At 67.6% G+C, this 12,081-nt stretch carries 9 protein-coding genes; 6 read left to right on the top strand and 3 right to left on the bottom strand.

Annotation, left to right across the window (positions count from 1 at the left end; translation table 11 throughout):
* The 3 genes from ACT6QK_RS13405 to ACT6QK_RS13395 all read right to left on the bottom strand — a co-directional run.
* Window positions 1-2,071: TonB-dependent receptor plug domain-containing protein (locus ACT6QK_RS13405; RefSeq protein WP_444598323.1), on the bottom strand; the 2,071-nt coding region annotated here is incomplete at its 3' end.
* 99 nt (window positions 2,072-2,170) lie between these two features.
* Complete coding sequence (locus ACT6QK_RS13400; protein ID WP_444598322.1) at window positions 2,171-3,124, bottom strand: FecR family protein; 954 nt, start codon at window positions 3,122-3,124, stop codon at window positions 2,171-2,173.
* Window positions 3,096-3,803: an RNA polymerase sigma factor gene (locus tag ACT6QK_RS13395; protein ID WP_444598321.1), complete on the bottom strand. Its 708-nt coding sequence runs from the start codon at window positions 3,801-3,803 to the stop codon at window positions 3,096-3,098. Before ACT6QK_RS13395 ends, ACT6QK_RS13400 begins: the two co-directional genes overlap by 29 nt.
* Window positions 3,804-4,219: 416 nt before the next feature.
* On the opposite strand from ACT6QK_RS13395, the gene ACT6QK_RS13390 reads away from it, so the two are divergent.
* The 6 genes from ACT6QK_RS13390 to ACT6QK_RS13365 all read left to right on the top strand — a co-directional run.
* The gene (locus ACT6QK_RS13390; protein WP_444598320.1) at window positions 4,220-6,388 is read left to right on the top strand and encodes a TonB-dependent receptor; all 2,169 of its coding nucleotides are present in this window, start codon (window positions 4,220-4,222) and stop codon (window positions 6,386-6,388) included.
* Window positions 6,389-6,468: 80 nt separating this feature from the next.
* A complete protein-coding gene (locus ACT6QK_RS13385) occupies window positions 6,469-8,052 on the top strand; it encodes an AMP-binding protein (protein ID WP_444598319.1) in 1,584 nt (527 codons plus the stop codon).
* Window positions 8,053-8,125: 73 nt separating this feature from the next.
* Window positions 8,126-8,830, top strand: coding sequence for a TetR/AcrR family transcriptional regulator (locus ACT6QK_RS13380; RefSeq protein WP_444598325.1), 705 nt, complete (start codon window positions 8,126-8,128; stop codon window positions 8,828-8,830).
* A gap of 52 nt (window positions 8,831-8,882) precedes the next feature.
* Window positions 8,883-10,226, top strand: a complete 1,344-nt coding sequence (locus ACT6QK_RS13375; RefSeq protein WP_444598318.1) for a spinster family MFS transporter — start codon at window positions 8,883-8,885, stop codon at window positions 10,224-10,226.
* Window positions 10,223-11,878, top strand: coding sequence for a carboxylesterase/lipase family protein (locus ACT6QK_RS13370; RefSeq protein WP_444598317.1), 1,656 nt, complete (start codon window positions 10,223-10,225; stop codon window positions 11,876-11,878). Before ACT6QK_RS13375 ends, ACT6QK_RS13370 begins: the two co-directional genes overlap by 4 nt.
* A gap of 33 nt (window positions 11,879-11,911) precedes the next feature.
* The coding region (locus ACT6QK_RS13365; RefSeq protein WP_444598324.1) for a serine hydrolase at window positions 11,912-12,081 on the top strand (170 nt) is incomplete at its 3' end.

Here is a 12,081-nt window from a genome sequence, read left to right as displayed (position 1 = left end):
CCCCATGGCTGTCGGGGGTGTAGCTGACGCCCATCACATCGCTCTGGGACTTGCCGCCCGCCAGATCGGTGAAGGTGATGGTGCCGTCCAGCCGGTCGTCGCGATCCTCGGCGAAGGTCTCGCGTCGCGCCTCTACCCCTGCGGCGAAGCCGACCGGACCGCCGGGCAGCTGATAGATGTCGGGGTTGGAGACCTTGAAGTCCCACAACATCAGTTCGGTCTCGGCGACCCGCTTGACCCGCACCAGGAGCGCATCCGTGGTGGCGGCGGTGTTGACGTCGAAGCGACCGTCCTTGGGGCTCGCCAGGTCGCCGCCGCCGAAGGGATTATAGGCGGCCGGAGTGGTCAGGTTGATGGCCTTCTGGAGTTCGGTCATCGAGATGCCGTCCATCACGTCTGCGACGGACGCCTTGGAATAGAGCAGGCCGGTCTCCCAGTCCCAGTCGCGCCACTTGCCTCGGAAGCCGCCCAGGTAGCGGGTCGTCTCGTTCTCGACGTTGACGTTGCGATAGCCCAGATCGGCGAACCGGAAGTCCTGGATCTCGACGGCGGCGCCGCCGGCCGGGAAGGGCGTCGTGCCCGTGCCGGTGACCAGGCCCGGCAGGCGTGCGGTGACGCCCGTGGCGCCCAGAGGGTTCCAGTAGGCCGTCGGCGACATCAGCACCCGCTGCGAGGCCAGGGGCGTGTCCTGCTGACGCTGCGAGAAGCTGTCGGCCCAGTAGTAGCCGAGCTCGCCGAAGAACTCGACGCCGTTGTCGAACTCGTGGTTGATGAAGGTGAAGAGGTTCACCCGTTCGACACCCGAACTGATGGTGCGCATCGTGTCCAGGTCGTAGCGCAGGTTGGCGTCGTCGGTCGTGGTCGCCAGGGTCGAGTTGTCGAAGCAGGTCCCGGCCAGGAAGCCGTTGGCCAGACAGCCCGGATTGGTGCTCGGCTGGATGTGGAAGCTGCCCGAGGTCGCCGTCAGGGTCTGGCCGTTGACCCGCGTGGTGGCCCCGGCCGGCTGATAGGTCGTGGGATTGAGACGGATGCCTTCGGCCCAGGCGGTGATGGTGCTGTAGGTCCCGTAGTCCAGTCCCTCCGCCCGCCCCGCGAAGGCCGCGACCCGGCCCGCCACGGTGGCGTATTCGGGCCGCTCCCAGATGTAGAGCGGGTCACGGGTCAGATAGTCCCCCATGATGGAGACGTTGGTCTTGCCGCGGTTGAAGTCCTTGCCCGCCTGGAAGCTGAAGGAATATTCCTCCATGCCGCCCCGGTCGCGGCCGATCCCGGCCTCGGCGGTGAAGCCCTCGAAATTGCTGCGCAGGACCGAGTTCACCACCCCGGCCACGGCGTCCGTGCCGTAGAGGGCCGCAGCGCCGTCCGCCAGAACTTCGACGCGCCGGATGCCCATGGTCGGGATGGCGTTGGTGTTGACCGTCGTGACCGGCACGAAGTTCTCGACCTGCGTGCCGGGGTGGGCGACCAGCCGACGGCCGTTGAGCAGGGCCAGGGTGTTGCCGGTGCCGATGGCTCGCAGGTCGATCGAAGCCACATCGCCGCGCGCATTGTTGATGCCGCCGTTGTCGGTGTCGGCGTCGTTGAAGTTGACGTCGCCGGTCTGGGCGATGGCGCGGAACAGATCGTCGCCATCCGTGGCGCCGATAGCGTCGATGTCGTCCTGGTCGATGACGGTGACCGGCAGGGCCTCGTTGATGCGCGTCCCGGCGATGCGGCTGCCGACGACCACGACGTCCTCGACCTGGGCCGCGTCGGCCGAGGCCTGGGTGCGGCGGCGCAGGACGATGGTCGAGCCCCGATGCTCCGCGATCTCCAGATCGGTGCCCTCGATCAGCCGGCTGAGCGCGTCCTCAACGTCCATGGACCCGCTGACCGACGGCGCGCGCCGCCCGTCCAGATGACCCGTCGGGGCCGTGATCTGGACCCCGGCCTGGCGCGCCAGCTCCGGTATGGCCTGGCTTAACGGCTGAGCCGGAACACTGAAGTTGCGCTCCTGAGCGACCGCCCCCGTGGCCCCCAGCATCAGAACGGCCCCGGCCGCCCCCGCCGCCAGACGTTGTTTCCAAGACATCATGGTCATCCCCCGACCCGTTTGACTGAAGACCGGCCATGCGACCGATCACCTCCAAGACGACGGTTCGCGGAACATTCCTCCACGTGCGGAGAAAAATCAGACGCGAGACAGAAGAATTTCGTCGCCCCGCGCCGTGGCGCGCAGGTTCAGGCTGATGGCGGCCGCCCGTGCGAAGGCGGCGGGGTCATCCACGCTGAACAGTCCCGTGATGCGCAGATTGGCGACAATCGGATCCGCCAGCACGATCTTGCGGTCGCTGAAGCGTGCGAACTCGCTCACGGCGCTGGACAGGGAATCGTTCTGGAACGCCAGCATCCGATCCCGCCAGGCCAGGGCTCGACCGGCCACGGCGGCGTCGATCACGGTGGGCGCGGCGTCGGCACGGTCCATCAGCACCGCCATGCTCGGCGACAGTCGCTGCGACGGCCGCCCCGGAGACTGCACCTCCAGCGCGGAGTCCAGCGCGGTCACCTGCAACGGGGCGCGATCCAGGCGACGCACCAGGAAGCGCCCGCCCGCCGAGACGATCCGGGCGCCCGCCGACGCCACGACGAACGGACGCACGGGATCGGATACCGCTGTGAACAAGGCCTCGCCATAGGTGAGGACGATGTCTCGAGACCCCCGGTTAAAGCGCACGCTGGCGCTGGACTGGGTATTCAGCACCATGCTGGACCCGTCCTCCAGGTGGACGGTGCGGATTTCGCCCTTCTTCGTCTCGAACTGTTGCGAGCGGCGCCACTGGGCGGCGAACAGACCCGCCCCGCCGATCGAGACGACCCCGACGGAGGCTGCGATCAAGGCCCGGCGGTTCATTGTCGCCGGTTCGGCCAGGGCGGCGTGCGACAGGTCCCCGCTGGCGAGGGCCGCAGCCCGAAGACTATGCACCGCGACCGCCCGCGCCCGGGCATAGGCGCCCAGTCGCCGGGTGTCGCCGTCCAGCCAGTCGTCCAGCGCCGCCTGATCGACGGGGGACAACGGGCCGCGATCGAGCCGGGCCGCCCAGAGGGCCGCCTTCTGCTCAATCTCCCGTGCCGTCTCCGTAATCATGCGCGTTCCGCCGCCTGTTCTTTTCCGCCCTCTGCACCCTAGACGCGACGACGGGATCATATCCGCCATCCGCATAGGCCGCCATCAGCAGGGTCAGGGCCCTGGCGATGTGTTTCTCCACCGTGCTTTCAGGAATTCCGGTGCGTCTGGACACTTCCTTCTGCGCCAGTCCCGACACGCGGCTCAACATGAAGACGCGACGCGTCTTGTCCGGCAATCTGGCGATCATCTGGGCCAGAAGCCGCAGCTCATTGCGCCCGGACAGGGTGTCCTCGGGCGTGATCTCGTCAATGCCTTCAAGGAGGCTGTCGGCATCGGCGACCGAAGCCAGGGACACCACCGTCTTGCGCCTCAGCCGGCCGGCCACCACCGAATGCGCCGTACGGAAGAAGTAGGCGCGGACATTGGCGATCTGCCCGACATCCTGGACGCAGACCAGTTTGGCGTAACTTTCCTGGATGATGTCGTCGATATCCGCAGGAAGCTGTCGTCCGCGCCGTAGCCAGCCCCGCACTGCCGGCTCGTGCGGCATCACATGCATCGCCAGCCATAGCGCGCGATCGTCCGTGACCCTGCCGCCCGTCATCCCCATGCCACGAGCATGCATCAGACCTGTGGGTCCGACAAGGTTCAGATCAAAGGGATCGGCGCTGGCTGGGACATTGGCGACTTGCCGCAACGAGGCTGACAGAACCGGTCGCTTCGAGCCTGGTCGCGATCCGACATCATCGCTGATTCCGCAAGACGTCAACAGCGGTCGCAAACACGCTCCGGAAAGACGCCATCGCCTTCGCAGGATAGGGGTCCGCTGCCGGGCTCGAGGTCTACCGCGTAAGCCGCCGCTTCGGCGACGGATCCAGCGGGCGCTTTCCACACGGGTATTTGGCAGATCCCGCTCATGTCGGACAGCAGCACACCGGGGGATAGCCAACCGCGGCGATGGTCCCTCCCCACCACGCGGCGCCCAGAAAAACCGCCAGATCAGATAACATTCACCCGCCGCCTAGTGAATGTTGACAGCCGCCCGGATCGGTGAGACCGTCCCCTCATGGCGCCGTCAGAGCGCCGCAGGAAACATCCGAGGGAGGACTGAACATGGGCCGCAGGCTCTGGATAACGACATCTGTCGCCGCGCTGTTGTGGGCCGGCGCGGCGCAGGCCCAGCAGGCCCGACCCAACCAACCCGCCGACGATCAGGCCGCGACCGTCGAGGACGTGGTCGTCACCGCCGAACGCCGGACCAGCAACCTCCAGACGACCGCCGTCGCCGCCACAGTGCTCAGCGGTCAGGATCTGGAAAACAAGGCCGTCACCTCCCTGGACCAGCTGCAGTTCGCGGCCCCTTCGACGACGGTTCAGAACTTCGGTCAGGGCAATTTCTTCAACGTGCGCGGCATCGGCAAGTCCGAAGCCACCACGGCCGTCGGCGTGGGCGTCATCACCTATCGCGACGGCGTCGCGGCCTTCCCCGCCTATTTCCAGACCGAGCCCTATTACGACATCGGCAGCCTGGAGCTGCTTCGCGGGCCCCAGGGCACCTTCGCCGGCGCCAACGCCACGGGCGGGGCGGTCTTCATCACGGCGCGCAATCCCGACTTCGCCGGGATCAACGGCTATATCCACGCCCAGGCCGGCAACTACAGCGACATCAAGCTGCAGGGGGCGATCAACCTGCCCCTGACCGAGACCCTGGCGGCGCGCCTGGCCTTCAACCACGAGACGCGCGACAGCTTCTACACCATCACCGGCCCCTATCGCGGTCGGCCGGGCGACATCGACTCCAACAGCGTGCGGGCCAGCCTGTTGTGGCAGCCGAACGACGCCCTGAGGGTGCTGTGGAAGACAGACTACAACAACATCGACCTCGGCGGCTATCCGGCCGACCCGGCGCTGGCGACCAATGATCCGTTTACGATCACCTCGAACGGCCCCAATGAGGCGCACGACAAGTTCGTCCGCTCGTCGCTGAACGTCAGCTATGTCTTCGACAACGGCATGACCCTGAAGTCGATCACCGGCTATCAGGACGGGGTGTCCCGCTTCGCCACCGACCTGGACGGCACCTCGGCGGGCAACAACACCTTCTACGACCAACTGGACGAACAGGTCTGGTCTCAGGAGTTCAACCTGATCTCGCCGGACCAGCAGCGCCTCAAATGGCTGTTGGGCCTGTATTATCAATACGATATGGCCACATTCCCGGCCAAGACCTTCCCCACGGCCGAATATCGCATCGGCTTCCCCGAGAACGTGGTCGACATCTACCTCTGGGGCGACACGCCCAAGGAGACGGCGGCCGTCTTCGGTCAGGTCAGCTATGATTTCTCCGACCGGCTTCAGCTGCAGGTGGGCGCCCGCTACGCCCACTCGGTCTCGACCAATGACGACGTCTACACCACCTATCCGCAGTTCGGGATCGTGCTGTTCCAGGACGACGAGGTCGAGGACGACAAGCTGACCGGCAAGGTCACGCTGAACTGGAAGGTGAACGACGCCAACTTCGTCTATGGCTTCGTGGCGACCGGCCACAAGATGGGCGGTCTGAACGCGCCCAACCTCTATCAGCCGGCCCAGACCTTCGGTCCGGAAGACCTGGTCGACTATGAACTGGGGTGGAAATCCAACCTGATGGGCAGGCGGCTGCGCACCCAGGTCGGCGCCTACTACACCGTCTACCAGGATTACCAGGTCAACATCGGCGACCCGCAGTATCCGCAGATCAGCCGCATCCAGAACGTCCAGGGCGATACGACCCTGATGGGTCTGGAAGCCTCAGCCCAGGGCCGGTTCGGGCCCCTGTCGTTCGATGTCGCGGCCTCCTGGTCCAGTTCGGAGATGGGCGACTTCTTCGGCGCCGATCCGCGCCTGGGGCGCACCGGCGTCTGCAATCCGGCGACCGGCCCGGCCAGCGCCAACTGCGTCAACATCGCGGGCAACACCAAGAACTATGCGCCGGAGTTCACCTTCAACGCGGGCGTCCAGTACGCCTTCGCGATCGGGAGCGACATGACGCTGACGCCGCGTGTGGACTACGCCCACATCGCCGAGACCTGGACGACCATCTTCAACAACGCCGCCCTGGGCGACCGGCTGGGCGCGCGCGACATCGTCAACGTCTCGCTCAAGCTGAACAGCGGCGACTGGACCTGGGCGGCCTACGCCGTCAACGCCACCGACGAGACCTATATCGCCGCGATCAACTCGGGCCTGCGCTACGCCGGTCCGCCGCGGCAATACGGGATCAACCTGACCAAGGCCTTCTAGCCGGCCTGCGCGCGTGGCGGTCCCGGCCGCCGCGCGCGCTTTTTTCTTCGACCGACCCGTCTCCCGAAAGCCGCCACTTGATGACCTTCGCCCCCGGTTTCATGCAGGACTACGCCCTGACGGTGGACCGTTTCCTCGACCACGGCGCCAAGTGGCACGGCCGGGCGCGGGTGGTGACGGCGACCCCGGACGGCGATCTGAGCGTCGGCTACGGCGAGGTTCGCGACCGGGCCAACCGCCTGTCCGGCGCCCTGCTGGATCTGGGCCTTTTGCCCGGCGACCGCATCGCCACCCTGGCCTGGAACAGCCAGCACCATGTCGAGGCCTGGTACGCCGCCATGGGGGTCGGGCTGGTCTGCCACACCCTGAACCCGCGCCTGACGGTCGCCCATCTGGCGGCGATGATCATTGAGGCCGAGGACCGGATATTGATCGCGGGCGCGGGCTTGGTGCCGATGGCGCGCGACCTAGCCGCCGCCTGTCCCTGCATAGAGCGGCTGATCCTGTTGGACGGCGACCGGGCCGAGGCGGCCGCCCTGCCCGAGATGGAGCTCGAGACCCTGCTGGCCGAGGCCGGCCGGCCGGCGGCCTGGGGCGGGTTCGAGGAAACGGCCCTGGCCGGCCTCTGTTTCACCTCCGGCACCACGGGCGCCCCCAAGGGCGTCGTCTACACCCATCGCTCTAACTATCTGCACACGCTCAGGGCCTTGCAGGCCGACGCCATGGCCCTGACGGCCGAGGATGCGGTGCTGGTCGCCGTGCCGATGTTCCACGCCAACGCCTGGGGATTGCCGTTCGCGGCGCCGGCGGTGGGTGCCTCGCTGATCCTGCCGGGTCGGGTGACGGACGGCGCCAGCCTGTGCGGACTGATCCAGCGCCATGCGGCCACCGTCGCCGTCGGGGTGCCGACCGTCTGGATGGGGCTGCTGGATCATCTGGACGCGACCGGCCAGGAGACCCCCAGCCTCCAGCGCGTGATCATCGGTGGCTCCAGCTGCCCGGACGCCCTGCTGAGGCGCATGGAGAGCCGGCTCGGCGTCACGGTCCAGACCAGCTGGGGCATGACCGAACTGTCGCCCCTCGGAGCCATCTCGCCGCGCAGTTCCGAGCCCGGCGCGGCCAGGGGCGCCGGGCGACCGCCCATGGGGCTGGACTTCCTGCTGACGGATGCCGAAGGCGCCGCCCTGCCCGAACAGCGCAACGTGGTCGGTCACCTGAAGGTGCGCGGACAGAGCGTGGTCCAGCGCTATTTCGGGGCGGCGGCCTCGGCGCTGGACCCCGACGGCTGGTTCGACACCGGCGACCTGGCCCTGATCGACGACGAGGGAAACCTGATGCTGGCGGGCCGGTCCAAGGACCTGATCAAGTCCGGCGGCGAATGGATCAATCCCGTCGATATCGAGGAGATCGTGGGCGCTCTGCCCGCCGTCGGCCTTGTGGCGGTGATCGGCCGCGCCGACCCGAAGTGGGGCGAACGGCCGCTGATGGTGATCGAGCCCGCGCCGGGCGCGGACATTGAAGACGATGGTCTGAGAGCCAGCCTCAAGGGTCGGGTGGCCGACTGGTGGATCCCCGACCGGATCGTGCGGGTCCCGGCCATGCCTCTGGCGGCGACCGGAAAGATCGACAAGACCCAGCTTCGCGCCGCCTATGGAGACGCCTAGGATGGAGACCGTCTCCATCATCGTCTCGGCCTCCCTCCCCACGGATATGCCGGACCGTTTCAAGGTTACGGCCATGCCCACCCCCTCTCCCAAGCCCCGTCGCAAGGCCGAACAGCGCGCCGAGAGCCTGGAACAGCTGCTGGATGCAGCCGAGGAGCTGTTCTCCAAGCACGGCTTCTATGGCGTCACTATCAAGGACATCGCCGACAAGGTCGGGGTCCACAAGTCGCTGATCCACTACTACTTCACCGACAAGCAGGAGGTGTTCGACAAGGTCATGGCCCGTCGCGCGCCCGTGACCAGCGGACGTCGGATGGAGGCCCTGGACGCCTATGAGGCCTCGGTCGACGGCAAGCCGACGGTGGAGGGCGCCCTGCGTGCCTTCCTCGACACCGACCTGGACACCTATTCCAACGGCGGCGACGGCTGGCGCCATTTCGGGGCCCTGAGCGCCCAGATCAACAACACCCCGGTCTGGGGCGCCGAGGTGATGGACCGGCTCTACGACCCGGTCGTGCTGCGCCTGATCGGCCTGTTGAAACAGGCCCTGCCCGAGGCGGCGGAGGAGGACATCTTCTGGGGCTATCACTTCGTCACCGGCGCCCTGACCCTCAGCCTGGCCCGCACCGGCCGGATCGATCACCTGTCCGGTGGCAAGTGCCGGTCCGACGACTTCGACGCCATCAAGGAACGGATGGCCGCCTTCATGGCCCACGGCTTCATCGGCGTCTGCCGCGACCGCGCCGCCCAACGACAGAGACCGCCCGCCGGGGCGTGACCCGGCTCACCAACGATAGACGGACCCAAGTCCGCATCGGGAGGAAGACAGCATGACCGACACGACCGTTCCACCGGCAGGACCGCCGGCCGCCAGACCTTCGGTCGGCCGAAACGCCTGGGTCGCCCTCGGCGTCCTGTGGTTTATCTATGTGCTGAACTTCCTCGACCGGCAGTTGCTGTCCATTCTGGCCAAGCCGATTCAGGACGCGCTGAACATCACCGACGGCCAGCTGGGCCTGTTGGGTGGGCTCTATTTCGCATTCTTCTATTGTTTCATCGCCATTCCGGTCGGATGGCTGGCGGATCGGACCAACCGGGTCTGGGTGGTGTCCGTGGCTTGTGGCGTCTGGAGCGCGGCCACCATCGCCTTCGGCCTGTCGAAGAATTTCGGACAGTTGGCCGCCTCGCGCATGAGCGTGGCCTTTGGCGAGGCCGGCGGCGTGCCGCCCTCCTACGCCATCATCACCGACTATTTCCCGCCGGGCCGTCGCGGCATGGCGCTGGGCATCTATAATCTGGGACCGCCGGTCGGCGCGGCCCTGGGCATCGCCTTCGGAGCCTCGATCGCCGCCGCCTTCAGCTGGCGTGACGCCTTCATCGCCATCGGGGCCATCGGCGTCGCCGTCGCCCTGCTCACCCCCTTCATCGTCAAGGAACCCCGGCGCGGCGGCCTGGACCAATCCGCGATCGCACCAACCGACGCCCCGCTCGCGCCCGCGCCGGCCTTACCGGCCAAGGCGCCGTTCTGGGGCACAGCCAGGAGTTTCTTCTCCAACCCGGTTCTGGTCCTCGCCGCCCTCGGCAGCGGCGTGACCCAGATCGTCACCTATGGCCTGGGCAATTTCGCCGTCCTGTTCCTGATGCGAGAGAAGGGCATGCAACTGGGGGATGTGGCGGTCTGGTACGCCCTGGTCGTGGCCGTCGGCATGGGCGGCGGCATCTTCGCCTCGGGCTATCTGATTGACCGCTACACGAAGCGGACCCGCAAGGCCTACGCCCTGCTGCCGGCGATCTCCCTGTCCCTAGCCCTGCCTCTCTACATCGCCTTTGTCTGGGCGCCGTCCTGGCCCCTGGCCCTGGTCCTGATGCTGGGACCGAACTTCCTGAACTACTTCTACCTGTCATCCTCGGTAGCCCTTGTGCAGGAGGAGGTTCGTCCGAACCAGCGGGTCATGTCCGGGGCCCTGCTGCTGCTGGTGATGAACTTCATCGGCATGGGGGTGGGCCCGACCTATGTCGGCGCCGCCAGCGACTTCTTCCGCGCGACCCATCCCGAGAACTCGCTGCAGATCGCCCTCTACACGCTCATCCCGGTCTATCTGGTCGCCATCAGCCTGTTCCTTTGGTTGTCCGGAGTGATCGGTCGGCGCATCAAGTCGGAGATCGCCCGATGACCCGCCTCAAAACCCTCCTCGCCGGCGCCTGCGCCGCCGCCACCCTGACCGGCGCCGCCCTTCCCGCCGCAGCCCAGTCGGCGCCCGTCGTCGCCAGCCCCGCCGGCTCCGTCCGGGGGTCCACCGAGGCCGGGATCGACAGTTTCAAGGGCATCCCCTTCGCCGCCCCTCCGACCGGAGACATGCGTTGGCGCCCGCCGGCCCCGCCCGCCCGCTGGAACGGCGTGCGCGATGCGAGCCGGTTTGGCGCCGCCTGCATCCAGCCGACGCCCGTCATCCAGAGCATCTATTCGGCCGACCTGGGCGCGACGAGCGAGGACTGCCTGACGCTGAACGTCTGGACCCCCTCGACCGCCGGCAAGGCGCCCGTGATGGTCTGGATCCATGGCGGCGCCCTGGTGACGGGCTCCAGCAAGGAGATGCTCTACGACGGCGCTCGACTGGCCCGCGAAGGGGTGGTGGTGGTCTCCATCAACTACCGGCTCGGCGTCCTGGGCTGGCTGGCCCATCCCGACCTGAGCGCCGAGAGCCCGCTGGGCATCTCGGGGAATTACGGCCTGAGGGTTCAGGTCGCGGCCCTGGAGTGGGTCAAGCGCAACATCGCCAGCTTCGGCGGCGATCCGGAAAACGTCACCATTGCGGGCGAGTCCGCCGGGGGCCTGAGCGTCCTCTATCTGATGGCCTCGCCCATCGCGCGAGGCCTGTTCGACAGGGCCATCGCCCAGAGCGCCTATATGATCTCCACACCCGAGCTGAAAGCGGCCCGTCACGGGTCGCCGGCGGCCGAGGGCGCGGGCGCGGCCCTGGCCCGCACGCTCCAGACGCCCAGTCTGCGCGCCCTGCGCGGGCTGGATCCGCAAACCCTGACCGATCGAGCGGCCATGGCCGGCTTCGCCACCTTCGGCGCCGTCGACGGCAAGGTCCTGCCCCGCCAGATCGTCGATACGTTCGACCGGGGCGAACAGGCGCCGGTCCCGGTTCTGGCCGGGTTCAACAGCGGCGAAATCCGGTCGCTGAAGATGCTGGCCCCGCCCACGCCCGGCTCGGCCGCCGATTATGAACGCACGATCCGCGAGAAGTACGGCGATCTGGCCGACGAATTCCTGCGTCTCTATCCGTCATCGGACATGGGCGAGAGCATTCTGGCCGCCAGCCGCGACGCCCTCTACGGCTGGACCTCGGAGCGGCTGGTGCGGTCCCAGACGGCCGCGGGCCATCCGTCCTTCCTCTATCTGTTCGACCATGGCTATCCGGCCGCCGACAGCGCGGGCCTGCACGCCTTCCACGCCGCCGAACTGCCCTACATGTTCGGGACGCTGGACCGGACGCCTCCGCGCTGGCCGAAGATCCCCCGGACGGCGGCGGAAACCGCGCTGTCGGACGCCATGGTCGGCTACTGGACCGGCTTCGTGAAGGGCGGCCGGCCCTCGGCGCCGAACGCCCCGGACTGGACCGCCTATGGCGCCGTCGGCAACTTCATGCACTTCACCGACCGCCCCGAGCCCTCGGTCGAGCTGTTCCCCGGCATGTTCGGCCTGCACGAACAGACGATGTGCCGCCGCCGGGCGAGCGGCGCCATGGCGTGGAACTGGAACACGGGCTTGGCTTCGCCAGTCCTGCCGGAGCGGACGGCGGGATGCGGCAGGCCTTGAACCGGGTGCGATTATCGACGGGCGAACGACGAGATCGTCCACTTCAACAGCCAGGGCGCGGTGCGCGAAGGCTCGGACCGGCCGATCGACGAGACCTCCCTGTTCCGCATCGCCAGCATGACCAAGCCGATCACCTCCCTGGCCTTCATGATGCTGGTCGAGGAAGGCCGGGTCGCCGTCGATACGCCGGTCGCCGACGTCCT

This window comes from Brevundimonas sp. (genome assembly GCF_052436175.1).
In the GTDB taxonomy this organism is placed as follows: Bacteria; Pseudomonadota; Alphaproteobacteria; order Caulobacterales; family Caulobacteraceae; genus Brevundimonas.
The sequence above is the reverse complement of the archived record's forward strand: the minus strand, read 5'-3'. Positions and strand labels throughout refer to the sequence as shown.